Raw genomic sequence first — 26157 nt, 5'->3', positions numbered from 1 at the left:
TTTAGCCCAATCTCGATTTCCCGGAAAGACAATTTTGCAGCCTGCTTGAAAAGCTCAAATCTCGCCGTAACTTTTTTGCGTGGGCTGCGTCTTAGGGTTCAGTAGCTGGATCGAGTATCCTACAGACTGCGATCGGAATAGGACGGGGCTTAGACCAGATCTGCCTTGGAACTGTTCTGGCAGACCTGTATTGGGATAGATTCGATCTGGATTGCTGAACTCTCCTGGGCAATGCTCAGGCAGACGAACAATGGATGAAAACGGAGTGGATGAAAACAGAGCGCGATTCGAGCTTTTTTATACCTCTATCCCCGCTAAGTAAGGTAGCGATTATCCTTCTGGCGATCTGCGAAGCGGACGGCTAGAACGAGCGGAAATTGAAGCAGCTCACCAGGATTTATTTCCTGATTGGTTTGCAAGTTTGATGAACTTCGCTTGTAAGCGTCTGATTTTCGCTAGGCTAGCAAATGTTGTGTTTATCAGGGGCTCTGAGCTTGCCTTTCGCCGATGTGCTGTTCCGCCTCCTGGGTTCAGTCTTTTGTCGATCGTCCGATTTACTGTTTTGTCCATTGTTCAGTCCATCGAGGTTCAGCCCTCAGAGAGCCGCAGATTCAGTTGAGCGATTAGCAGGAGCGCACGGGTAAGGTGACTCAGGAATTTCATGTGTCTGTAACCCCAGTAGGGAACAATGAGTATCTGGTTCGGACAGAGCGAGTTGCGCCAGGAGTGCCGCTTGCGGAAGAACAATTTGTTTTGCCCCTGGAGTCGTGGCTGACTCAAGCGCGTCAGCTCATGAACGATCCGCTCGTGGGCATTTTGCAGGGCGAACGGGCATTTATAACCAACCCGGAACACCCCAGTGTTTTGCAGCCGTCGCTTAGTCTAGTGGAGCTGGGACAGCAGCTTTATCATCATTTGTTTCAAGGCACGTTGCGCGATAGCTGGCTGATGGCTCAGGGGGTTGCTCAAAACCGTCGTCAGGCATTGCGACTGCGACTGGGGCTGAAGGGCGATCGCCTGCCCCGCCTGCCTTGGGAAGTGCTGTATGGCTCTGATGTGCCGATCGAGCGAATGCGGCAAAACCAGGCTGCGCCCCGTCCTTTGGCAACCGGAATTCAGGTCATTTTCTCGCGCTATCGTCCGGGCACTCGTCTGGCGGAAGAAGGGGGGTCGCTGATGCTAGAACCGGGTCAGCCGCTCAAAATTCTTATGGTGGTTGCCTCGCCGAGCGATCGCGAGCAGTTGCAGCTTTATCGGGAAGCTACCCAGCTTCAGCAAGAGCTGCGGATGCCGTCCACGCTGCCTTCGGAGCCAGAAATTCAGCTTACGATCTTGAGTCAGCCTGGACGGGAAGAGCTAACGCAGGCACTCGAACAGGGTCAGTTTCAGGTGCTTCACTATGCGGGACACAGTGATGTCAGCGCGGGCGGCGGTTCGCTGTATCTGGTAAATAATCGTACCGGGCTCACCGAACTGATGAGCGGCGACGACCTGGCGGGCTTGCTGGTGAATAACGGCATTCGTCTGGCGGTGTTTAATTCCTGTCGCGGCGCGTATCTGCCCACCGAAACCGATCCCGCAATGGGGCGAAATCTGGAACAAAACCTGGCAGAGGCATTGGTCAGCCGGGGAATTCCTTCGGTGCTGGCAATGGCAGAGCAGATTCCCGATGAAGTGGCTTTGAATCTGACCCGCCTGTTCTATCGCAACCTGAAGCAGGGCTACCCGATCGATCTCAGCCTCAGCCGCGCCAGGCAGGGCTTAATTTCATCCTATGGCTCGAATCAGTTTTACTGGGCACTGCCGATTCTCTATCTGCATCCAGAGTTTGACGGCTACCTGACTCCCACCGATCGATCACAGGAAGACCCCGCCGATCGCCTGCTGTTTACGCCGCCCACCTATGAGGTGTTTCCGCTGCCGCCTGGCGAAGAAGCAATTTTTCCGCCTGCGCTGCTCGTCGATGCAGAACCCGTTGCTTCGCCGTTTCCCGAAGAAGTCATCGCAGCCGACGAAGCCGACATGATTGCTCAGGCAGTCCTCGCCGAAGATGCAGACTGGCTGGACGCGCTCGACGATGCGGGAGCGGTTGACGACGATGATTTTGCAGTGGCAGACATGATCCGGCAGCTTATTCCGCCTACGCCAAGCGAGACTCCAGTTGCTCCGCCTGCGGTTTCAACGCCCCCGATCGCTCCAGCAGCGTCCACCATTCGCCCGACTCCTCCGGCTGTTCCAAGTCATCGCACCCCGCCCCCTGCGGAGCTTGCTGTTCCCAAAGCACTTGTCACGCCCGACTCCGCTGAGCTTACTGCTCCTGACCCGCCTGGAGACTCCCTCAGCGAACCCAGCAGACAGACCCCTACCGAACAGGTTCACACCGAACAGATTCCAGGGGGGCAGATTCACACCGAGCAAAGCTACCAGCGACGCACTGCTGCCCGTCAACGGCAAAATAAAGCGATCGTCCTACCCCTGGTTGGGGCTGCCGGAGCGATCGGGCTGGCGATCGTCGGATTTTGGGCAGTGCCTCAGATTGTCTCGCAGTTTCAAAGCAGGGTGAGTGAGACAACCGCTACCAATCCCCCGACGCTCCAGGCGGAACTCGCCGCAAAATCAACTCCTGACCTGAAGCAGCTTGCGATCGATAGCTTTACGCAAAACCGCTACAATCGCGGTCAGCAGGCAGTTGAGGCGTTGCTCGATCGCGGTGCTTTTACCGAAGCCGAAGCCGCGCTTGCCAGCATTCCAGTCGATCGCCGCAATGATGCTACGACTCACTTCCTACAAGGTCGCTTAGCATGGCAGGCTGCTAAACAGGGCAACAGTCAATATAGCGTTGCCAATGCCCGCCAGAGCTGGGAAAAAGCAGTTGCCGCCGATTCAGACAATGCGCTTTACTATGAGGCGATCGGCTTTGCCGACTACGAAGCGGGAAAACCAGAGCAGGCGATTCAGTCCTGGGTGCGGGCACTCTCGCTTCAGGAACAGCCAGCTGCCCAGGAAACCTCAACCGCAGCTCGGCCTGCCCTAAACGATCGCATCTTAACCAGCTACGCTGGAATTGCCCTCGCGCTCTGGAAAACCTCAACTAACCCCGATACCGCCCAGCCCGGAGAACTGCTCAGCAAAGCCGTTAAAACCTATCAAATGGTTTCAACCATGAACCCACAGCAGTTCCAGCCCAATGCCCTCAGCCAAAACTGGCTCTGGACACCGATCGCGATTCGGGATTGGCAGACGCTAGGGGCAGCGACACCGGAGGCAAATGGAGGGTAAAAGGTTGAATGAATGGAGGGGTGAGTGAGCGGATGAGGGAGTAAAGAGATAAGGGAGTAAAGAGATAAGGGGATGGGGAGATGGGGAGATCAGGGAATAGGGAGATTTGAACGACTTTGTGTGAATCGATCGCTGCCAAACTCCAACTTCACTAGACCTCTTCTAAACTCCATCCCTACAACTCCCCCACTCATCCACCCATCCACCCATTCACCTGCGATACGCCAGCGCAAACCGCTCAACCCCCGCCAGATCGGAATGAATCTGAATTCCAACATAGTTTCCCTGCGCTTTCAACAGAGCGGTAACGGCTTCTGCCTGACCTGCCATCATTTCGATTAGCCATAGTCCGCCCGATCGCAGATAGGTAGGAGCGGTTTCGACTAAAAGACGAATTGCATCGAGTCCGTCTGTGCCGCCATCGAGGGCAAGGTGGGGTTCGTGCTGGCTGACTTCGGGCTGCAAATCAGGGATCATGGGCTGCGGGATGTAGGGTGGGTTGGATACCATGCCGCTGAGCTTGCCTTTCAGGTCCGTGAGTGGCTCGAACCAAGAACCGCGATAAAACTGAATTCGATCGCTAAAGCCGCACTGTTTTGCGTTTTCCTGAGCCACAGCTAGAGCGGCTTCGCTAAAGTCTACGGCATGAATTTGAGCAGCCGGAAAGCTGTCGGCTAAACCAATCGCGATCGCCCCGCTTCCGGTTCCCAAATCTGCCCAGTGTTCCTTGGCTAAGTCAAAATTGGGCGCGATTCGATCGGCGGAGCAAGCCGCAGCCTGCGCTAAATCAATCAGAATTTCGGTTTCTGGGCGGGGAATCAGGACGGCAGGCGTCACATGCAGCAGGAACTGTCGCCAGGGTGCAACCCCTGCAAGATACTGCACGGGAACTCGCTCGGTTAATCGCTGCTGCCATCGAGCGCTGAGGGTCTCCAGGGGCACTTTGAGCGCGAGCGTTTGGGATGTGTAAGTTTCTAGGCGCAGGCTGAGGCGATCGAGTCCGGCAAGTTCTTGCAGAAGCCAATCGACTTCCTGGGGAGAAATTCCGGCGGCGATCGCCTGCTGTTTTGCGGTTTGCTGCCATTGCCACAGGGCGATCCCAGAAACCTGAAAAGAAGGCATAGATTACGCACTAATACGATAAAAGGGCGCAAAATCAATGCGCCCCAGCGGAGACAAAACTCGAATTCACTTCAATCCAATAAACCCGATGGGCTTACCGGCGAGGCTGAGCGGGTTGCGCCTGTCGCTGCTGTCCTCCCTGCTGCCCCTGTCGCTGCTGCCCTTGCTGCCCCTGCCCACCCTGGGGCTGAAGCGATCGAACAAATTCCACGCTGTCTCTAGGCGGAACCAGCAAAATCTGATTCAGTTCTTCGTTCTCGCTGGCTTGCAAGGTTTGGATCAGTCCTTCCAGGTTGACGACCTGAACCTGCATACCGTTCGCTAGCTCAGGCTGACTTTGCTGAAGGCGAGTCAAAACGGCTTGCAGCTCGGCTCTATCAAAGAACATGGGAATCACCTGCTGATTGCCCTGCTGAATTGTCAGGTAGCCACGATTCTGACCACTGGACTGCGCCACAAAAATTGGCACTCCCTCAAATTCGTTAACGGTTTGTCCGCCTTCTCTCAAAATCGTCATTGCCGCGTCAACCTGCTGCTGGGCCGGGATAAAGGCAAAACGAAGCTGCTGGTCTTGCGGAGTCTGACCCGATCGCTCGGTTTCAGCGATTTGATAGATATCGGCAAGGGATACGGGAACCACGCGAACGCCCTGTGCAACCTGAGGATTGCGGGTCTTAAGATCGTTCAGAAACCGCTCGGCATCCTGACGGTTAATAAAAACCCCGGCGACAGGACCGCGATTTTCCCCTTCGGTCGGCGAGGCAACCAGAGGGGCGCCCTGCTCATTTGCCAGGGTAAATACGGGGACGGGACGCAAGCGTTCCATCACCTGTTCGGCGGTTAAAGCCAGCACTCGCGCTGTGCCAGCCCAAAATGAACCGATTAGCACACTACTGACTAGACTTAGCGTTGCACTCCAACGAATGACTGACTTCATAAAAACTCCTGTGATGACGCGAGCATTCAGCAAAAAGGTGGGTGAATGATTCTGCAAATAACTCTGCAATAACTCTGCATTAGCGTTGCCCAGCGTTGTGCTGTCTGCATCTGTCGCTTTGAGGTAAAAAACACTCAGTCGATCGCTTGACCCAACCACTCAGCAGACGAGAATCTTGACCAGAGCGGGCAAAAGAAAGAGAGAAATCAATAGACTGTTTAGCGACCAACGCGACTCGCAGAATAGATTGGCACAATTTCAAGCAATAGGCAACCGTCCGCCTGTTGTTTCCAATAGAACAAGCTTATTCCAACGCTTCATCCTGCTTGACTTCCTTCGATCGTCCAAAGTTCCGGATTGAGAGAAGCTGCTGATTTTCGCTAAAGTTAAAGTTTATTCTGCAAGCCCAGGTTGAAGCGATTGCCCCACCCCAAGATTTGAAGCGTCGTGCTTGTGTCTCGAACTTGTTTTCAGAACTGCCCTACGCCCCTCTATTTTGGGGAATTCGTCTGAGAAATTCGTCTGGGAAATTCGCTGTCATCCTGAATCGCGCAGTTCAACAATTTCTTACTTCCTTTCCGCCTTCAGCCCCGATTCTCCAGGTTTTCGCTACGATCGTTTATCACGTTGATCCTCTTTTTGCTTGAAAAATCTTATGAAGCGTTTGAATAAGCCCTCTAAATTCAATCGATCGAATTTATTAAAACGGCTCGGAGGTGGCGGTGCGGCGGCTCTGATGCTGTCGATAACGGCTTGTGGCTCTGTGCCGCAAAATACTAGCCAGTCTCCTGAAGCGGGTTCCAGCCCGAGCGCAGCAACTACTGCCGGAGCCAGCGTAGAAGGGCAACTCAAGATTGGAACGCTGCTGCCCATCACAGGTGATTTGGCGCAGTATGGCACAACCATGCAGGACAGCGTAAATTTGCTGGGCGAGACGGTAAACGCATGTGGTGGCGTGTTGGGTAAGCCTGTGCAAATTGTTTCTGAAGATGACCAGACTGATCCCGCAGCAGGGGCGGCAGGCATGACCAAGCTGGCAGAAGTCGATAAGGTGGCAGGTGTAGTCGGCGCGGCAGGCAGCGCGGTTTCGAGTGCGGCAGTCGATATTGCTGTGCGAAACCAGGTGGTGCAAATTTCGCCTTCCAGCACCAGCCCCACTTTTACCGATCGTGCCAAGAAAGGTGAATTCAACGGCTTTTGGTTCCGTACCGCGCCGCCCGATACCTTTCAGGGAGATGCTCTGGCGCAATTGGCACAGCAGCAGGGCGCAAAGGAAGTTGCAGTCCTGGCGATTAACAACGATTACGGCAACGGTCTGATCGATTCCTTTATTCCTGCATTCAAAGAGCTAGGCGGCACGGTAACGAACGAATCCAGTCCAACGAAGTACGCTCCCGACGCGACTACGTTTGACTCAGAACTGCGGGCAGCGTTCAACGGCAATCCGGATGCGATCGTCATGGTTGCCTATCCTGAAACGGGCAGCATCATTCTAAAGCAAGCCCAAGAGCAAGGACTGCTCGACGGTAACACCAAAATCCTGATGTCGGACGGCATGAAGACCGATAAACTTGCTGAACTGTCCGGCAAAACAGCAGATGACAAGTTCATTGTATCGGGCGGATTGGGAACTGCTCCCAGCGCAGGTGGTCCGGCGATCGATCAGTTCAGCGACGCATATCAAAATAAATTTAACCGTGCGCCGAACGTTTACGATCCCAACTCCTGGGACGCTGCTGCTGTGATCGCGCTGGCAGCCGAAGCCGCAAAAGCGACGACGGGAGCTGCCATTAAAGATCAAATTCGTGCAGTGACGAGCGGCGACGGTGAAAAAGTCACGGATGTCTGTCAGGGACTCGCGCTGCTGCGGGAAGGCAAACCGATCAATTACGAAGGAGCCAGCGGCACGGTTGACTTTAACCCCGAAGGTGATGTAGTCGGCAGCTACGATGTCTGGACGATCGCCGATGACGGCAAGCTTCAGGTGCAGTCCAAGATCGAAGTGGCCGGCAGCGACTCGTAGCCGATCGCCTCACGGCTTTTAATCGGAATCGGAGCGAGGCGCAAATTCTCCGCCTGGCTCAGCTCAATATCCTGATACTGTCTGATTCTGATGTTTTTAAAGACTTCCCCTTATTCTCTTGTTCCAGGGAATGAGGGGGTTTTTGCAGGGGCGCTGCCCGGATTCCCAAAGATCGCCACACAACCGGACTGATTCCCGACAGGAGCATCTGGGAGAATCTGATTTTGGAAACCCATCAAGAGGCGAGTTTTTCCCAGAATGGGCTGAAGCGGAAGGCTGCCCAAGCAGTATGGGATCGATCTGATCAAATCCTTTGATATGCCCTGTCCTTGGCCGGATGCAACAGTGCGGCTGCTGTCGGGCAGCAATATGCCAAAGCGGGTGCTGACGCGTGAGCCTAAGCGATTCTTGCTAGCCAGCCCCTATGCGGCTTAGCTTGGGCGCACTGAATATAAAAACTAAAAAATATGAAAACTAAAAAAGCTGTAGGGACGATCCGCAAACCGCCCTTACAGCCCCTGGAAATTCTTCTACAACAGTATTAGTTTTTGTACTGTTGTCTTTTGTTGTTTTTGTACTGTTTTTGTACGGTGCGTCGATCGCCTTGCCGCTACGCCTTGTTAGAAGCAGGCTCCTCCAGGTTAAACAGCGATCGCAGCGTTTGCATTGCCCGTCGTCGGGCGTCGATGTCCTGCTGTGCCCGGAGCTGCACCATCGGGTCGTGCAAAATCTTGTTGACGATGCCGCGCGTCAATGCCTCGATTACTTCTTGATGCTTTTCGGCAAACTCAGAGCCTAAGCGAGACAGGGCTTTTTCGAGTTCCTGAGCGCGGATGGCTTCAACTTTATCGCGCAGCTCGCTGATCGTTGCCACCGTTTCGAGCGATCGCCACCACAGGTCAAACGCAGCCACTTCTTCATCAAGAATGTTCTCGGCTTCCAGTGCCATCTGGCGGCGGCTTTCCTGGTTCTGAGCAACCACGGCTTTCAGGTCATCCACGTTAAACACCTGCACATGTGCCAGATCGTTGACATCAGCATCAACGTTGCGCGGCACCGAAATATCGAAGAGCTTCAGGCCACGGAGAGGATCAAGGGTGGCTTCCAGCTTGGCGCGATCGATCAGCGGTTCGGTGGCTGCAGTCGCCGTGAAAACCAGATCAGAGTTCGCAAGCACCTGCATCATTTCATCCAGCAAATGCAGGCGAATACTAGCTTCTTTGAACTGCTGCGCCAGTTCTTTAGCAGAGTCGAGCGAGCGGTTAACGATCGAAATCTGGGTTGCGCCCTTTGAGAGCAAATGCTGCACCACTAGACGCGACATCTTTCCGGCTCCCAAAACGGCAACGCGACAGGTGGGGAGGTGCTGCACTTTGATTTGTGCCAGCTCCACCGCCGCGGAACTAATCGAAACAGCTCCGGTGCCAATGCTGGTTTCCGTCCGCACTCGCTTTCCAGCCGTAATTGCTTGATTAAACAAACGGTTGAGAATCCGCCCGATTCCGTTATACTGCTGCCCAGTTTTTTGCGTATGCTTAACCTGAGCTAAGATTTGCCCCTCGCCCAGCACCAGACTGTCTAGCCCCGCCGACACTCGCATCAGGTGCATTACCGCATCGTCGTGCAGCAGGATAAACAGATAGGGACGCAACTGCGACACCGGGATTTTGCCGTGTTCTGAGAGAAACTGCATGACTTCTCGCACACCCTGCTCGGTTTCGCTGGTAACGACATAAACCTCCAGGCGGTTACAGGTGCTGAGAATGGTCGCTTCCTCAATATGGGGAAAGCTGCGAAGATGGGCAATGGCTGCCTCCATTTGAGGCGTTGGAATGCTTAGCTTTTCGCGCACCTCGACTGGCGCAGTTCGATGACTCAGACCCACAACAACAATGTTCATTCTTCCTCCCAAGGCTCTTTTTTTATGCTAGCTAAATGGATAAAGATTCCGGGACAAAATTTCATCTCGGAAAACCATCTAAGCGGCTCAAAATCAATCTAGATGTCACAATTGTTTGCGTAAGCTGTCATGAATAAGTGAGCGAAATGCCCAATTATCAACTTAAAAAAGTCTACCAATTGAGTGTAACGAGTTAGAGGATGCGCCGTCTGAAAATCGGGAGAATGGGGTAAATTTTTGTGAATGAGGCTGGAGAGAGCGATCAAACAAAATCTGCCGCAGCCCACGAAAACCCTATAACCCACTCAGCTTCTACCAGCTCCTACTGCTTACCCACAACCATTCTTGGGAGCGTTCCAAGTGTTGCAGCCTCCTAAATTCTCCGGCGTTGCTGAATTGGAGTATGACTAGCCCCCCTAGCCCCCCCAATTTTGGAGGAAACTGATCCTCAAAGTCCCCCAGCATTGGGGGATTTATGGGGCGATACAGGGTCTCAAGCTGTGTCTTCATACTTCGATTTAGCAACGCCAGTTTTCCCTAAATCGGAGACTCTACGCATCGGGGCAGGCTTCACTTTCTCAAAAGCTGGGAGGTTAGGGAGCCAAGCTGGAGCAATTTGAACATGAATCGAGCGGGGTGTACGGGGTAGCACAAAAACCATTAAAAAAAGGGACGATCGCTTCGCCCCCTTATCAAACAGTTTTCAGACTGTTTTCAGACTGTTTTCAGACTGTTTTTAACAGATTGTGGATGACTCGCGAAATTATCCTCTATCGCAGTTGCAGCGACTTTGGAGCATCAAACAAGTGAACTGTATCCACAAACCGGGCCGTCTTCGACTGGTTAGAAATCACCAGGCTATGCGTTCTTGCGCCACCGTGGAAGAATCGCACCCCATCCATCAGGGTTCCAGGGGTAATGCCGCTTGCCGCAAACAGAACCGTCTGACCCGATGCGAGTTCCTCGGCTTCGTAGATCCGATCGGGGTCAGTGATGCCCATTTCTGACAGACGCGCAATGTTTGACTCTTTGCTTTCGCCGATCAGCCCGGTCTTCACCACTGCCGGGTCATAAATAAGCTGTCCCTGGAAGTGTCCGCCCAAGCAGCGCATCGCTGCCGCCGAGATAACGCCTTCGGGAGCTGCCCCGATGCCCATCAGCGCGTGGGTGTTTGTTCCAGAGAAAGCGCAGGAGATCGCCGCCGAGACGTCACCGTCGCTGATTAGCCGCACTCTTGCCCCCGCTTCCCGGATTTCCCGAATCAGGTCATTGTGACGATCGCGCTTCATCACCACGACCACCAGTTCATCAATGGCACGATCGAGACATTCTGCCAGGATCTTCAGGTTTTCAGTGGGCGATTTGCGAATGTCTACTTTGCCTTTTGCCACAGGCGGAGCTGCCAGCTTATTCATATAAAAGTCGGGGGCTGCAAACAGTCCACCCTTCTCCGAAATTGCCAGCACTGCCATCGAACCGGGCTGCCCATAAGCGCAAAGGTTTGTGCCTTCGCAGGGGTCAACGGCAATGTCGATTTCAATCAGCTCGTCTGGATTGCAGTAGGTTTTCGCGTCTTCACGGGTGCAAATGCCCACTTCTTCACCGATATAGAGCATGGGCGCATCGTCCCGCTCTCCCTCGCCGATCACAATGCGACCGCGCATGTGGATTCTGTTCATGCGTTCGCGCATCGCTTCCACGGCAACCTGATCGGCTCCGTGCTTATCGCCCTTTCCCATCATCCGGGCAGAGGCGATCGCTGCTTGCTCAACAACTTCAATGATCTCTAAACCAAGTGTAGCTTCCACCGGATAAACCCTCCCGACTGCTGATGTGGCTCACAAATTTGCCTCAAAAAGGCATAATCTGCCTTAGCTTAAAAGTCTATCAGAGTGGGGATCACGTGGCTAGAGAGGAAAAGAATGGAGGGGTGGATGAGGGGTGAGGGGATGGGGAGATAGGGGTGTTAGGCTAAACTATTCAGCCTTGCTGTACAGCCTTTTTGATTGCACATGCGCTAGAACTCAAAGTAAAAGGAAAACTTGACGCGCAATCCGCCCGATCGAGGCGTGGAAGAAAAAGAGGGGCAGAAAATAATGTGTGGACGCTACACCCTGGCTCAAGCCGCCGATCGCCTTGCCGAAGCTTTTGATCTGGACGATGTGCCATCAATGCCGTTTCGCTACAACATTGCACCGACGCAGGCAGTTCCTGTAGTTCGGGCGATCGGACAAGCCCCCCAGCTTGACTTGCTTCACTGGGGACTGATTCCCTCCTGGTCAAAGGATCCCACCATTGGATTTCGCCTGATTAATGCTAGAGCAGAAACGCTCACCGAGAAACCATCTTTTCGGGCTGCCTTTCGCCGCCGTCGCTGTTTGATTCCTGCAGATGGCTTTTATGAGTGGCAGCAGGTAGAACGCAAAAAACAGCCCTATTACTTTTGCCGCGATGGTCATCAGCCCTTTGCCTTTGCGGGACTGTGGGAACATTGGGAAAGCGCAGACGGCGAAATTGAATCCTGCACGATCGTCACGACAGAGGCGAATCACCTGCTGCGATCGATCCACCATCGGATGCCCGTCATCCTCCAGCCCGAAGACTATGAGCAATGGCTCGATCCGCAAGTTCAGGAGGGCGATCGCCTGCAACATCTTTTATATCCAGACGAAGATAAAACCTTTATCCGCTATCCTGTCAGCACAAAGGTCAACCGTCCTCAAAACGATACCCTACAGTGTATCGAGCCAATTTCACTCGAAGAAACAGACAGCGAGGTAGATTCAGCAAAGGCAAACGATATCGTCCAGCTCCATTAGCAAATTTCATTAGGAAGTTCTATTAGCAAATCCTATTAACGACCTACATTGACAGAAATGCGATTCAAGCCTAATTCATAAAGGCGATCGAAACTTTGCAGGTCAATCAAAAGTTAATTGAATAATTATAAAAGATTAAATTGCAGCAGCTCAAGTTTTAATTTGCTAGTTAATTATAGATATTAAGACAGAAAACTAATATTACAAAAAAATATTATAAAGTAGATTATTGATAGTAGGCTATAAAACTAATATACGCTTTCAGTTTTACAAACCAGAATAAATTTGGTGGAATTAAAACAAGAAAAATTAATAATAAAGATGAGTACGTTTAGCTCAAGGTTTAGCGAAGAAGCATTTAACCCTGATTTTTAAGAACGACAATCAGTACAGCTCGTTGATTTTGAACGAAATTTGCCAGCCGGAAATTTGGGCAAAGCAACTGTTGCCTTAGTTTAGATCGATCGTGTAAAACTAGCATTCACTCTGGAATGAATGATCCAACTGCTATCCCAACGGTAAATCTAACAGCAGCACCGCTGGCATTTAAGCAACCTCCTGTAAGCAGTGCAACTTTGATCTGTTTGAATAGACTTCATCTAATGTCACTTAAGCAGTAAACATGGGAACTCTAAGCCCAATTAGGCTGCACATTGAGAGATTATGGCAACTGCTGCAAAACGACAGAGATCCAGGATACGTGTACCACTTCGTTTAATCTTAGTCGTACCCTTTGTCCTGCAAATCTCCATTGCCGTAGGGCTGACAGGGTGGCTCTCGTTCCGTAATGGCAAGCTCGCCGTTAACGATCTGGCAAATCAGCTCATGACTGAAATCGACGATCGAATCATCCAGCAGGCAAGTAATTACCTCAAAACTCCCCACGAAATTGCTGCTCTCAATCGTAGTGCTGTCCAATCAAACCTTCTCAATCTCAATAACTTTGAAGACACTGGACATTACTTCTGGCATCAAGTTCAAATTTCGGGTGTGGATTATGTTGCTTTCGGAGCAGCAAATGGAGAATACATTGGTGCTGGTTATGTAAATCAGAAAGGCCGAGTGATTGATGAAGTTTCAAAGATGCCCACTGGCAATCATTTGTATTCCTATACGACCGATCAACAGGGAAACCGTAACCGTATTGTTCAAACGATTAAAAATTGGGATCATCGTCTAGAAGCAGGCTACCGCGATATTGTTCAAGCCAATAAGCCAATTTGGAGCCAGGTTTATCAGGGGAATGATGGCTCTGGAACGCTATCTATCTCAGCGGGTCGTCCAATTTATAACGCCACAGGAAAGCTTTTGGGAGTTTTAAGCGTAGACTTACGCCTTACAACGCTGAGCAATTTCCTGCACAATCTCAATATTGGACAAAACGGCAAGGCATTTATTCTTGAACGCAATGGTTTCTTGGTTGCAAGCTCCGCAAACGAACCGTTGGTTGTTAAGCAAGGGGAAAGAACAGAACGACTGCTGGCAACCCAGAGTCGCGATCCCTTAATTCAAAATACTGCTAAATATTTAGTCAATCGATTTGGTAGTTTTGCAACACTGCAAACTACGACTCTATTTAACATGAATATTGCTGGAGAGCAAGAATTTGTAAAAATTACCCGGTTCACAGATGATTTTGGTCTGGATTGGTTCATTGTGATTGTTGTTCCCGAAACAGATTTTACAGCGCAAATCCAAGCCAATACTTACACCACAATTTTACTATGTTTGCTTGCCCTGACGATTGCGATCGCAATGGGCTTAACCACCTCACATTACTTAATTTATCCGATTCAAAGAATGATTAGTGCGGCTAAAGCCTTATCCGAGGGAAAGTGGAAACAGCAGGTTCCTGAATCAAAACTGCAAGAAGTTGGGCTACTTGCCAATGCATTTAACAGCATGGCGCAGCAGCTACAGGAGTCTTTTAGTGAATTACACTATTCTGCCTATCATGATGGCTTGACCCATTTAATAAATCGAGCAGCATTCATTGAACACTTAGAAAAATCAATTGCTAAACAGCAACACAATGCCGAATCTTTATTTGGGATTTTGTTCCTTGATCTGGATAGCTTTAAGCTCGTTAACGACAGTTTAGGACACCTGATTGGAGATGAACTACTGATTGCTGTGAGTCGCAGAATTCAGGAGTGCTTGCCTGACAGCGCTGTGGCAGCCAGATTGGGAGGAGATGAATTTATCATTTTGCTCCGAGACATTGTTGACTTGGAGGAAGTAGCAAGGGTTGCAAAACAAATCTCTAAAGTATTGACTCATCCCTTCAATTTAAAGGGATATGAAGTTTTTACAAGTGCCAGCATCGGCATTGTTTTAAGTACAACGCAACAAGCGAAGCCAGAAGACTTTCTAAGAGATGCGGATATTGCCATGTATCATGCTAAATCTCAAGGTAAAGCTCGTTATGAAGTATTTGATTCTCTGATGCACACCCGCAGCAAAGAGCGATTGCAGCTCGAAACAGATTTGAGACACGCGATCGAGAAAGGACGGTTTGAAATTTATTACCAGCCCATTATCTCTTCAAAATCTCATACCATTGTAGGCTTTGAAGCGTTAGTCAGATGGCACCATCCCACGAGGGGAATGATTTCTCCGAATCAATTTATTCCTGTAGCTGAGGAGACTGGCTTAATTGTGCAGCTTGGTCAATGGGTGTTGTTGGAAGCCTGCCGTCAAATGTCGCTCTGGCAACTTCGCTATCCCGAAAGCTGTTCCTTATTTTTAAGCGTTAATCTATCGGTTAGGCAACTGCTTCAGCCTGATCTGCTAGAACAGATTATGCAGATTTTGCGAGACACTCAGTTTGATCCAAACCTATTAAAACTAGAAGTTACTGAAAGCACAATTATCAATAATATGGAGGTTGCTGGCTCTAAGCTAGAGAGTCTGCGAAAAGAAGGAATTCAAATTAGTATTGATGATTTTGGTACAGGCTATTCATCGCTTAGCCAGCTACATCATTTGCCGATTAGCATTCTCAAGATCGATCGCTCCTTTGTGCGCCAGATGATGCACGACGAAGGATGTTTTGAAATTACAAAAACAGTGATCCTTCTCGCGCAAGGCTTGGGTATCGACGTGATTGCGGAAGGCGTTGAAACGCAAGAACAATTTAAAAAATTACAGCGACTCGGCTGTGAATTTCATCAGGGATACTTGTTTTTTCCTGCCCTGCCTGCCGCAGAAACAGAGGAACTGTTTTGTTCACAGCTTCTTAAGCTTGGCTGTTGAAGTTAACTGCAAAACCCTGGATAGGTATAATCAACAGCTCTCTGGCTTCCTGGAGTCTCTTTCTGTTTCTGCCGTTCTTTAGCTCTCATCTGGTTTGGGAAATGCCGCTGCTCCAAGTCGTTGCGGTTGCTCTGCTGAAAGGTGCTCTCATTCAAATTAGCCAGGTTTTCTACTTTGAGGCTCTTTCTTACAGTGAAGCCAGCATTGTTGCTGCTTACTGGAACATTACCCCGATCGTTTTACCGATCGCTAGTTTTCTGCTGTTTGGCAAAGTTTTTCAGTTTCGTCATTATTTGGGCATTGCGACTTTGATTACGGCATCCGTTAGCTTGTGCTTAGCCAACGCTAATTTTGAAGCCCGCTGGAAATCATTTTATCTGATGATTTTTGCCTGCTGCGTACAAGCAGCAGCTTTATTGTTAGAAGAATATATTTTTGGTCATAGCTCTTTTTTTGTAGGTTATCTACTTGCCACAGTTGGTATTATTATCAGCGGCATATTACCGCTTTTGATTCCTTCGCGTTTTTTGAGGCACTTGCAAGGATACAGGATAGCATTCCTGTTTTGTTTGTGATTGATTTTTTGTGATTGAATTCATAAATCTAGTTGCGCTATTGCTCAGCCAGCGGGCGATCGCGCTAGGGATTCCATCACTGGTTGCAGCAGTTGAAACCATTATTCCAGCCTACCTCTTTATATTTTCAGTGGGGCTACATCGATTCAATCTGCTGCTAGGTGATCTCAGAGTTTTACATTGCCTACGTTTGAAGTTGCTGCTGCTGGGCGGAATGATGGCAGGCGTTGTATTGGTTTCTTGAAGGGCGGTTCAAAAGCTCCGCTGAATCGCCGAACTGCCCCCGCTCTAATCTATTCTTCTTATCTATTCTTAAGAGATTCAGGTCTTTCCCAAGATTGATGCAGACAAAGACTGAGATCTGTACAAATTGGGTATTTGTGGACTGTTGCTCAGTTCAACTACCCGGATAAGCCCATGTCTCTTGCGAACCCTTCCTATTTCAAGCAGCTATCGCTTAAGTTTAAGTTCTTCCTTGGTTCGCTGTTTTATCTCACTTACGCGCCCAAAGCCTACCTTTATTCCAGGTCGCGCGATCGGTTAGAGCAACAGATTCCGCTCCCACCCATCACTGACACCTTTGAGCAACCGGGAAAGCTGGTTCGGGCGGAGTCGAACGATCGCGGTGCCCAGTTTTATTTTGAACAGGCAGAGCTAGAAGTTTCTTTTCTCACGCCCGACTTTGTTCGCCTCACTTGGCAGCCTGGACTCTTGCCAATTCCCTACGCCATCCACCAGCACGACTGGGCAGAAGTTCCAACCCGGTGCGAACAAACCGAAGCAGGCTGGACGGTAACCAGTGAGCGTTTGCAAGTCAGTGTGGCGATCGATGGCAGCGTTACCTTCTCTGATAATTCGGGGCGAGTGCTGCGTGAAGAAATGCCGCCCAAGCATCCGGGCGAAGGCTGGAGCCATCAAGTGAAGCTGCGTCCAGAAGAGCATATTTATGGACTGGGAGAGCGATCGGCTCCGCTGAATCTCCGTACGCTCAAGCCTGTGAATAAGAAAGACGAACGAACGCAGCAAGAGAATATCACGCTCGAACCGCCTTCCTACCGAATGTGGAACTACGATGCGGCGGGGATGTATGGCGTAGGATCTGACCCGATGTATCTCTGCATTCCGCTTCAGATGAGTTTGCACCAGGAAGGCTGCTATCTCGTCTTCTACGAAAACTCCTTTGATGCCACCTTTCAGTACGAAGATGTTGCAACGATTTCCTTTGAAGGCGGTGCATTGCGCTATTACTTAACGGCTGGAACTCCGGCGCAGAACATCGAACGCTACACCGAACTCACTGGACGATCGCCGATTCCGCCCAAGTGGGCATTGGGCTATCACCAGTCGCGCTGGGGCTACCGCACCGAAGCCGCTGTCATGGAGACCGTCCAGAAATTTGAAGAGCTGGATTTGCCGCTGAGTGCCGTTCACATGGATATCGATGTGCAGGTGGGCTATCGGGCATTCACGATCGACCCAGAGCGGTTTCCTAACACGCAGGAATTTATGCGATCGCTGCTGGACAAAGGCGTGCGCTTTATCACGATCCTTAATCCGGGCGTGAAATACAGCCGAGACAGCAACCTATTTTTAGAAGGGCAACTGCTGAATCTGTTTTGTCGGCGACAGGATGGCGAATTGGTCGTGGCTCCGGTGTGGCCCGGCTGGTGCGTTTTTCCTGACTTCACGAATCCGAAAGCGCGGCAGTGGTGGAGCCGTCAATATGAATATTTGCTTGACGTGGGGGTGGCAGGCTTCTGGCACGATATGAATGAACCCGCTGCTTTTATTGCCTGGGGCGATCGATCGCTTCCGCCCAGAGCCACGCTGCACAATATGGAAGGTAGAGGCGGTGACCATCGCGAAGCGCACAACGTGTATGGCTATCTTCAGGCAAAAGCAGCCTACGAAAGTCTGGGCAGCTATCGTCCTCATCTGCGTCCGTTTATTGTGTCACGGGCAGGCTGGGCAGGGCTTCAGCGTTATTCCTGGACGTAGACGGGCGATATCGAATGCACCTGGGACTGTTTGAAAATTACAATTTCTACGGTTCTCAACCTGGGATTGTCCGGCATTCCCTATTCCGGTCCTGATATTGGCGGCTTTCAGGGAAATCCGAGTGCAGAGCTGTATCTGCGCTGGTTTCAGCTTGCTACGTTTGTCACGTTTTATCGATCGCACTGCTCCAACAACGTTGAATATCGCGCCCCCTGGACTTACGGCGAACCCTATCTGGGCATTCTGCGACAGTTTCTGAAGCTGCGCTATAAGCTACTGCCCTATTTCTATACACTGTCGTGGGAATCGAACCAGAAAGGCTATCCGCTGCTGCGTCCTTTGTTCTGGGCTGATTCAACTGATGCCAATTTGTGGGCGATCGACGATGCCTTTTTGCTGGGCGATAACCTGCTGATTTGTCCGGCACTCGCGGAGGGCGAACGGGAGCGATCGGCAACGTTACCCAAAGGACGCTGGTATCACTTCTGGGACGATCGGGCGATCGAGGGAGGAACTCGCGTCATGTTACCCGCCCCGCTAGAGCAAATCCCTGTTTTGGTGAAGGCGGGAACGGTGTTGCCCATGGAGGAGGAAAAGCAAATGACGCTGCACCTTTATCCGCCGACAGCAGGCTCCTCAGACAGCGTTCTTTATACCGATGCCGGAGATGGTTATAGGGAGTTCCGGTGCGATCGGTTCAGCCTGATCCGCAGTGAAAATAGTTTAGAACTAGTGCGCCAGGGTGAAGGCGAGTTTCCGTTTCCCTACGATCGCTGGCGGATTCAGGTTCACGGCATGACAGTGCAGGAAGTTCAAATCAACGGTGAATCAGTTTCTCATCAAGAAAACGAACTAGAGTGCGATTCTTATTTCCAGCACGTTCGCTTTAATGGAATCTTTCAGGAACCATGAATGGAGTCGGCAAATGACAACAGCCTTGATCACCGGAGCCTCGGCGGGAATTGGCGCAGCCTTTGCGCGAGAATTGGCAGCGCGTCAGACCCACCTGGTGCTGGTGGCTCGATCGCAAGACAAACTGCAAGACCTTGCCAACTCACTCAAAAATCAGCATCAGATTCAAGTCGATATCATTGCTCAGGATTTGACCGAACCGAACGCGACAGAAACCATTTTTCAAACCGTGCAGCAGATTGGACGACCGATCGATCTGCTGATCAACAATGCTGGAATTGGTGATTATGGAGATTTCGCCGAAAGCGATCGAATGCTGCAGCTAAAAATGGTGCAGCTCAATATTGAGACGATCGTGGATCTCACCCATCGATTTTTGCCCGGAATGCGGCAGCGTCGAACCGGCGGTGTTATCAATATGTCGTCGGTGGCAGGGTTTCAGTCTATGCCCTATTTCTCAATTTATGCGGCAACAAAAGCGTTTCTTCTTAGCTTTAGCGAAGCCCTGTGGGCAGAAAATCACAGTTACGGCGTACACGTCTTAGCGGTTTGTCCCGGACCTGCTGGCATCCATTTTTTCAAAGAAGCAGGATTTCCACCGCTCCTGGTTAATGTAGCAGAAAAAATTGATACACCTATTGAAACGGTGGTGCGAGATGCCCTGAAAGCATTTGAAAAACGGGAATCGATCGTGATTCCTGGGAATCCGCTCAATCCAATTCTGGCAACGCTGCCCCGGTTCTTACCACGAGAAGCCGTTTCTCGCTTTTGGGGACTGGTATTGGGAAGTAATGCTGGCAAATGAAAATCTGGCAAATGAGAATCGGAGCGTAATGGATGCTTATCGAGGCTGATCGCCTCTTTGAATGCACTGCATACAAACGTTGAACAGAACGAACACAGAGACAACTTCGATCGGAATTTGCAATACGGGCGGAGACGCAATCAGCCCAGCCAGAATAAAAGCTGAACCTACAAAGACAGAGACTATCAGAATTACCTCATCGTCAAACAGCTTTAGTCCAGCCCAGAAAGTGCCAAACCCGAGTATCCAGAAGATGAAATACTTCATAGGTTGATGTCTCAGTGAATCAACACGCTGATATCAGCAGAATACTTTAAGGTATCACAAGGCATCACAGTTTTTTGTCTTGTTACAGCGTTTTTCACTCCCGTAAGGTACGAGGGGTGTGGGGGCTTTCTCGCCGTACAGAGTTCTGCCCCTGCACCCCATTTTTTGTACTTCAATCGTCTGAACAAGGTTGTATCTGATGTCATCTCAATCGAGTCATCCATAAAAATGGCTCAGCCTGAAAGCGGAAACCCAGCCGCTAACACCCAGCCAAAAAACAGCGCACTCGCGATCGACGAGATCCAGGCTTCATCGATCGATGCCACCACAAACGACAGCACGGCAATCAGTGGCGGAAACAGCGGCAGCAGCAAAAACACAAACCCCAGCTCTGGCAAAAAGTTCAGCGTTAGCACAAAGCCACCGATAAGAATTGCACTCTGGGCAAACCACCAGGCAAATCGCTCTCCGTTTCCCGCGCCCTGCTGAGCAATGCCAGAAGCCAGAAACCAGGGCAGACAGGCGATCGCAAACGGTAGCCACACCTGAAGCCGAGTTGGAATTAACCACCATTGCAGCCAGACCACCTGCGCCATTGCCCCAAACGCAAACCATAGCAGCACAAACAGTCCGAAACCAATCGCGATCCGTCGCCCGCTCAGCCGAGGAATTCGTCCCAGCAAAGCCAACCAGATACTTCCGGCAATCAAAAACCAGAGTCCGATCGCCCCGCCAACCTGCACGCCGCCCAAACTTTGCAGATTGATTCGGGAATTCAGCAGCACCAGTCCCGCAACACCCGGCAGGGGAGCCAGCAGCAGTCCCCCCCATCGCTTAATCGCAGAGATTTTCATGCGATCGGGTTCAAACCAGCCTGCTACCGTGGGAGCCACTGCCCCAATCAGCAGCAGTCCGCCCAGCAAATGCAAACCATACCAGGCCATCCGCCGATCGCGATAAGAGCTGGACTGGGTCTGGTTAAACGTGGCATCCAGCCAGCGCACGGCAGCCTCGTGACTGCGATCGCTAAACAAAATCGTGATGTGCTCGACATTGGGCACGATGACTAGTTCTCGCGCCGTTCCTGCGGCAAAGTTTTTGTTTTCACCGCCACCGGTCTGCAAAATTCGCTCGGCATTACTGATAAACCTGCCTTCCCAACTTCCTGCCTGCATTTGCAAATTTCGGGGAGCCTGGGGCGTTACGGCTGCCCCTGTGGGAGAAACAGCGATCGTGGCTGCAAATCGATCGAGATTTTGAATTCCGGCAGACATGGCAATGCCGCTGCCCATCGAGTGCCCCAGGACTGCCAACCGCGTGCGATCGACTTCTGGCTGTTCGAGCAGTGCCCTCAACCCCACATCCAAATTGGACTGGAGGTCGTATCGCTGCAATCGATTCGGATTTGCACCGTGTCCGTCAAAGTCCCAGAGCATCACGGCATAGCCAGCGTGAGCCAGCACATGAGCATAGCCCAACATGAGCTGTTTGGAACCTGCATAACCATGCGCCACCAGCACACCCGGCACTGAATTTGCCCCTGAATTTGCCAGTGCCGGAGCGACATAAATCAAGGGAATGTTTTCCTGCTCCAGGGTTCGCACGACCAATCCACTCCGCGCTGCAACAATATTCCACCAGGACAGCACAATAAGCGCGATCGCCCCGATCAGTAGCCCTAGCTGAAATCGCTTCAATCTTCTGTCTCCCGGTTTCGATCGATCTGCCGCTATTATTTCAACAATCCAGCGGTCGGGCGCATCACTCCAAGGGCAGCATCCGGGATAGCTAGCGGGCAAAAAGAGCCGGGTCTTGATCTCGACGATGCTTGAGCATAATCGCAATCCCCTGACGCTCGCCCACTAGAGCAGCCGTTGCCTCCAGTGCCTCTCTCAGCCGCTTTGCTGCATAAATGGACATATCGCGAGGCACATTAATTCGATCGCGCAAATACCGCAGGGCAGCATCCGATCCAGGTGGTGGAACACAATCTTCGCCCGTCATCATCCGGGTTAAGGCACAGCGTAACGCCTGATCAAAGAGCGCATCGTCGGCAGGGTTCACGCGAATAATATTGGCACGATGCTTGATCACCCGATAAAGAGCTTCCTGACGCGCGTTTCCCGGCTCTGGATAAGTTACATCCGGCAGACCAAACCAGGGTCCGTTGTCTACTCGATGCTTGTTGATCAGCATTTGCGGCTCCCCGTTTTCCCAGCAGCCGCCCATCTGAGGAGGCAAATCGTGAACGTGGGTATGAAAGTCGCTTTGCGTGCCGCGATAGGTCGATCGGCTCTCCATCGCATCAAACCAGGCACTCAGGCTGGGATTCGATCGCAGCGAGTAGCCTTTGTAGTAATAAAGGCTGGCATTCATGCGTTCGACGTAGGGTGTGAAGATCACATCCGCCGTGCCAAACTCTTCCAGAAAATAAGAACCGGGCGTACTTGCCAACGCAAACTCAACCTTATCCACAATTCCGGTAAACTGCTCTCGGCTATGCTGTTCCTGCCGGGCTGACGTTGATGGATAGCAGAGCCAGCCGCACCAGGCACGAAACAGCAATCGCTCCAATCGGCGCAGAGGAATGACCTGGGGGTCTTCCATACCCTTTCCTAAAGAACCAAAAGCGCGTTCCAGGGCAAGTAAAATATCATCGCTTTCGGTAATCAGCCGTCCGTCTAACTCCAGCGCGGGCAGCATCCCGGAAGGCACTTTGCGTTTGTACCAGCTTTCCTTTTCCCCGTAACAAAACATCGTCACTTTCTCGATGCGGTAGGGAATTTGCTTTTCCTCAAGCCACAGCCAAACCTTCTGGCAGTAGGGACACCAGGCATGATTGTCGCGATAAAGCGTCACCCGCACATCGGACTCGGAATGACCAAACAACCGCAGCCGCGCCTGAGCATTGGTTGGACCATTGACCGTATCAATTTGAAAGTCGGTAAGGGCTTCGAGTTCTGTCCAGTTTAGGGGGGCAAGGGTCATGCGATCAACTGTCCTAGAATACGCTCAAGGCTTTCAGTCTATCAGAAGCCAATCCTTCCCTGTCCTGACTCTCCTTCCGTTACAGGAAGGCAAAGCATTTAGCCAATGTGACCTTTCGAGTTCTTCTTCCGATGCTGCAATCGGGTAGAAGTTTCATAACCCTGCTGCTGTCAGCATCCAATTGTCATCAAACTCCGCTTTTCGGTTGCGATAAATGGCACGCATCGCCTTTGGATTGTCGCTTGGCTTAACTTTAATTTGGCAAAAGGAAACTCATCCCTAGTAGGCTAGAAAAGCTGACTTTTTGGTTTACCACTGCTCGATTCATGCAAAAAACTAAAGCTTTCGCAATCCTGGTTTCTGTTCCAGAAATGCACCTGATATCTGGTTTAGAAGCGATCGCTGCCCAACTGGATTCTGAGGATCTGCCGCCTGATCAGCTCCCTAAAGTGGCGTTTGGCAGCATGGATTTTGAGCTGTTTGGGGAGATCGAGAAGCTGCGGGGCGGGAAGGCGATCGAAGTGTTCATCCATGCTGCTGATGCCAAGGGAGACCAGCCCCTCAACCCAGAAGTGACCTGGCGGGGATGGTATGTAGGGTATGTTGCCTCCCGTCGCGGTCGCTATCCCGGCAAATCGATCTATCGCCCCCCATCGACTGCGACTGATCCCCCAACCTGGGCAGTCTTTTGGGAGGCGCAGGAATTAGAGCAGCTCAAGAAGCCAATTGCGATCGGCCACCTGCGAGGGAAAGGGAAGAAAACTAGTCTCCAAGCTCGCTTTATTCCAGAAAGCCCCGTTTTAATTGAATATCCCGCTATCCGGCAGTAGTTTAATTTGCGCTGCAAGGAATGTACAGTACATTGCTGCCCACGATGGCAATTCTGAATTAGTGGCAGGAGTGGCTGCACGACCAGGTCTTCAACGACTCTGACCAGCAAGCAACCGTGTGAATCGATCTACATCACGGTAGCTCTGGGCGATCGTTGCATTCCCAGAAACCCAGCCAGTGAGAGCAGCACTAAGGGAACTCCCAACACCCACCGCTGCCGCCGTCGCGCTGCATTTCGCAGTTCTCGCTGCACAAATTTCTCTCCGTTTCGCATCTCGTGAAACGACATGGTATAGGAGGAGATGCGGCGCAGTTCTCGATCGCTCAATCCTTCTCCCTGCCAGCGGCTCTGACGTTCGATTTGATCGAGTCGGGCAATTTCAGACTGCCAGCGATCGGACCCTAACCCCGCCTGCTGAAGGTCATTTTGTTCATCGGAACTCAGAAACGCCTGCCGCAACGCTGGATAACAAGTTTCCAGCCAATCCAGTAAGGGCTGATCAGCATTGGGATTCAGGGTTAACCAGATGCCAGAAGCAAGGGCGATCGTGAGAAGGCTGGTAATTCCCCAAGAGCCTGCCTGCTTCAGAATTTGCAGCCGCGCTGAACTAAAAATAAACGGTCTCAGGAGTGCTGTCAGTGCCAGGATGCCGCCAAACACGCAGACAATCGTGGCTCCTGTAGGCAGATTGCCGACAAACGACAGGCTTAATCCGACGCTGCTGGATAAGGTGCCAATCGCCCAGCCGATCAGCAGTTTCGGCAAAATCCGATCGCTGTAGAGTGCGCCGATCGCCGCCGGAATAATCAGAAAGCAAAACACCAGCAGCACCCCTGCAATGGCAACCGAACTCGTCACCACCACGCCAAAGGAAACATAAAACAAAAAATCCCACAGCCACAGCCGCAAGCCTGCCTGTTTCGCCAAATCGGGCTGAAAAGAAATTAGCAACAACGGTTTGCGAACAAACCAGTGAAACAAGCCGACTGCGCTGTAGAGCAGCACAACTTTCAGCAAGTCTGTCTCAGTGACGGTGAGGATGCTGCCAATCAACATTTGCTTGATGTGCTCTGCGCCCTGCGGGGACTGATCCACCAGCAAAAACGCTGCCGCTGCCGATACCACATACACTACGCCGATAAAGGTTTCCTGTGAAACGCGCCCAGTCCAGCTTCGGCTAAAGCTGAGGACGATCGCACCACCGATCGTAAATGCCAGCGAATAGCCGTAAGCCGCGATCGATTGTGGGTAGTAGCCCAGCAAAAAGGCAACCGTCGCGCCCAGTGCTGAGATCTGGGCCAGTGCCAAATCGACAAAAATAATGTTGCGGCTGAGAACGTGGATGCCCAGATAGGTATGGATGCCTGTCAGAACCAGGGCAACCAGAAACGGAATCGTCAATAATTGCAGCCAATCAGCCATGCGATCCCCCCAGTGCCGCTAGCAGTGCGCTGATGTTGTAGTCGAACAGGGAAAAATAATCGTATGCTTGGGGAATTGCACCGATCGATGAAACTAGCATCACAACGGGAACTCTGGTTTTGCTGCTGAGTAAGCGCGGAATGCGATCAGACTCGTAGGGTTCGCGGATAATGACGGCAACCTGCTGGTCTTTGATTTCTCGCAGCAGGGCAGCGATATGGGTAGGGCTGGGCGGAATTCCAGGTTTGGCTTCGATAAAGTCCAACAGATTCAACCGGAAGCGACGTGCCAGGTAGGGCCAGCTATTGTGATAGGCGACGATCGCCTGACCGCGAAAGGGAGCAAGCTGCTGTTCCCAGGTCGTTAGCCGCTCCTGCAACTGAGCCAAAAAGCGCGATCGATTGGCTTCATACAAGGCGGCATGGTTAGGATCAATGCGCTCCAGCCCTTCCAGGATGCCGCCTGTAATCACCTCAGCATTTGCTGGATCAAGCCAGTAGTGCGGATTTCCAGCACCGTGATTGTGACCGTCGATCGGGGCAATACTGGTCGATCGCACTTCCAGGAGAGGGATTCCGACAGAGGCATCAACATAGCCCACTCCGCCCCGCTGAATTTCCCGGTTTCCGGTTTCTGCCAGCAGCGAATCGATCCACAGGTCATGATCTAAGCCAACTTTCACGACCATCTGTGCGCTTTTGAGCATCTGAAAGTCACCCGGACGCGGCTCAAAACTGTGGGGATCTTGGGCAGGAAGGGCGATACTTGTGACTGTTACGCGATCGCCGCCCACGACCTCCACTAAACTTTTCAAATCCGTTGTGGTCGTTACTACCTGCAGAGGTGTGCTATCTGCCCAGGCAGGCATCATCCAACCCAGGCAGAAGATAAGCAGGTAAACGGCTCCAAACCAGAATCGTGTCATTTGTTTATTTGAAGTACAAAAAATGGGGTGCAGGGGCAGAACCCTGTACGGCGAGAAAGCCCCCACACCCCCCGTACCTTACGGGAGTGAAAAACGCT

The 26157-nt window shown here is 51.5% G+C and carries 18 protein-coding genes and 1 pseudogene; 10 read left to right on the top strand and 9 right to left on the bottom strand.

Translation table 11 applies throughout. The features are described from left to right. Positions 1 to 663 precede the first annotated feature (663 nt). A complete protein-coding gene (locus tag NDI45_RS14935; protein WP_348247796.1) occupies positions 664 to 3279 on the top strand; it encodes a CHAT domain-containing protein in 2616 nt (871 codons plus the stop codon). 210 nt (positions 3280 to 3489) lie between these two features. Here the strand turns inward: NDI45_RS14935 and prmC are convergent, their stop codons facing one another. Next, on the bottom strand, positions 3490 to 4401 hold the full coding sequence (prmC, locus tag NDI45_RS14930) for a peptide chain release factor N(5)-glutamine methyltransferase (RefSeq protein ID WP_348247795.1): 912 nt from the start codon (positions 4399 to 4401) through the stop codon (positions 3490 to 3492). 94 nt (positions 4402 to 4495) lie between these two features. After that, positions 4496 to 5497, bottom strand: coding sequence for a Tic22 family protein (locus NDI45_RS14925; RefSeq protein WP_348247794.1), 1002 nt, complete (start codon positions 5495 to 5497; stop codon positions 4496 to 4498). A gap of 496 nt (positions 5498 to 5993) precedes the next feature. Here NDI45_RS14925 and NDI45_RS14920 point away from each other — a divergent pair, with 496 nt between their 5' ends. Continuing rightward, positions 5994 to 7361: an ABC transporter substrate-binding protein gene (locus tag NDI45_RS14920; RefSeq protein ID WP_242067106.1), complete on the top strand. Its 1368-nt coding sequence runs from the start codon at positions 5994 to 5996 to the stop codon at positions 7359 to 7361. A 610-nt stretch (positions 7362 to 7971) separates the two neighbouring features. Here the strand turns inward: NDI45_RS14920 and NDI45_RS14915 are convergent. Together NDI45_RS14915 and glpX are read right to left on the bottom strand one after the other, a co-directional pair. Next, positions 7972 to 9261 (bottom strand): glutamyl-tRNA reductase, encoded by a 1290-nt coding sequence (locus tag NDI45_RS14915; RefSeq protein WP_190789839.1) that lies wholly within the window; start codon positions 9259 to 9261, stop codon positions 7972 to 7974. Positions 9262 to 10031: 770 nt separating this feature from the next. Continuing rightward, positions 10032 to 11069 (bottom strand): class II fructose-bisphosphatase, encoded by a 1038-nt coding sequence (glpX, locus tag NDI45_RS14910; RefSeq protein WP_348247793.1) that lies wholly within the window; start codon positions 11067 to 11069, stop codon positions 10032 to 10034. Positions 11070 to 11303: 234 nt separating this feature from the next. Between glpX and NDI45_RS14905 the strand changes: the two genes are divergently transcribed. From NDI45_RS14905 to NDI45_RS14875, 7 genes and pseudogenes are all read left to right on the top strand, one after another. After that, positions 11304 to 12080, top strand: a complete 777-nt coding sequence (locus tag NDI45_RS14905) for an SOS response-associated peptidase (RefSeq protein WP_348247792.1) — start codon at positions 11304 to 11306, stop codon at positions 12078 to 12080. A gap of 663 nt (positions 12081 to 12743) precedes the next feature. Continuing rightward, positions 12744 to 15335, top strand: a complete 2592-nt coding sequence (locus tag NDI45_RS14900; RefSeq protein ID WP_348247791.1) for an EAL domain-containing protein — start codon at positions 12744 to 12746, stop codon at positions 15333 to 15335. A gap of 101 nt (positions 15336 to 15436) precedes the next feature. Further along, the gene (locus NDI45_RS14895) at positions 15437 to 15910 is read left to right on the top strand and encodes a hypothetical protein (protein WP_348247790.1); all 474 of its coding nucleotides are present in this window, start codon (positions 15437 to 15439) and stop codon (positions 15908 to 15910) included. A gap of 10 nt (positions 15911 to 15920) precedes the next feature. Further along, positions 15921 to 16154 (top strand): hypothetical protein, encoded by a 234-nt coding sequence (locus NDI45_RS14890; RefSeq protein WP_348247789.1) that lies wholly within the window; start codon positions 15921 to 15923, stop codon positions 16152 to 16154. Positions 16155 to 16327: 173 nt separating this feature from the next. Next, positions 16328 to 18193, top strand: a pseudogene (locus NDI45_RS14885) (TIM-barrel domain-containing protein); the annotation flags it as partial. Then, positions 18170 to 18820 (top strand): hypothetical protein, encoded by a 651-nt coding sequence (locus NDI45_RS14880; protein WP_348247805.1) that lies wholly within the window; start codon positions 18170 to 18172, stop codon positions 18818 to 18820. The pseudogene NDI45_RS14885 and the gene NDI45_RS14880, both read left to right, overlap by 24 nt. A 13-nt stretch (positions 18821 to 18833) precedes the next feature. After that, positions 18834 to 19625: an SDR family oxidoreductase gene (locus NDI45_RS14875; RefSeq protein ID WP_348247788.1), complete on the top strand. Its 792-nt coding sequence runs from the start codon at positions 18834 to 18836 to the stop codon at positions 19623 to 19625. A 36-nt stretch (positions 19626 to 19661) separates the two neighbouring features. On the opposite strand, the gene NDI45_RS14870 is transcribed toward NDI45_RS14875, so the two are convergent. The 3 genes from NDI45_RS14870 to NDI45_RS14860 form a co-directional block, all read right to left on the bottom strand. Continuing rightward, complete coding sequence (locus tag NDI45_RS14870) at positions 19662 to 19892, bottom strand: hypothetical protein (protein WP_348247787.1); 231 nt, start codon at positions 19890 to 19892, stop codon at positions 19662 to 19664. Between the two features lie 233 nt (positions 19893 to 20125). Then, the gene (locus NDI45_RS14865) at positions 20126 to 21589 is read right to left on the bottom strand and encodes an alpha/beta fold hydrolase (RefSeq protein ID WP_348247786.1); all 1464 of its coding nucleotides are present in this window, start codon (positions 21587 to 21589) and stop codon (positions 20126 to 20128) included. Positions 21590 to 21680: 91 nt separating this feature from the next. After that, complete coding sequence (locus NDI45_RS14860; protein ID WP_348247785.1) at positions 21681 to 22880, bottom strand: glutathione S-transferase; 1200 nt, start codon at positions 22878 to 22880, stop codon at positions 21681 to 21683. 326 nt (positions 22881 to 23206) lie between these two features. Between NDI45_RS14860 and NDI45_RS14855 the strand changes: the two genes are divergently transcribed. Next, complete coding sequence (locus NDI45_RS14855; RefSeq protein ID WP_348247784.1) at positions 23207 to 23710, top strand: hypothetical protein; 504 nt, start codon at positions 23207 to 23209, stop codon at positions 23708 to 23710. A gap of 128 nt (positions 23711 to 23838) precedes the next feature. On the opposite strand, the gene NDI45_RS14850 is transcribed toward NDI45_RS14855, so the two are convergent. Further along, complete coding sequence (locus NDI45_RS14850; protein ID WP_348247783.1) at positions 23839 to 25134, bottom strand: iron chelate uptake ABC transporter family permease subunit; 1296 nt, start codon at positions 25132 to 25134, stop codon at positions 23839 to 23841. Next, positions 25127 to 26059, bottom strand: a complete 933-nt coding sequence (locus tag NDI45_RS14845; RefSeq protein ID WP_348247782.1) for a metal ABC transporter substrate-binding protein — start codon at positions 26057 to 26059, stop codon at positions 25127 to 25129. The genes NDI45_RS14850 and NDI45_RS14845 overlap by 8 nt, the downstream gene beginning before the upstream one ends. Between the last annotated feature and the right edge of the window lie 98 nt (positions 26060 to 26157).

The organism is Leptolyngbya sp. GB1-A1 (genome assembly GCF_039962475.1).
Classification (GTDB): Bacteria; Cyanobacteriota; Cyanobacteriia; order Elainellales; family Elainellaceae; genus Leptolyngbya_A.
This window is presented reverse-complemented; position numbering and strand designations above follow the sequence as displayed.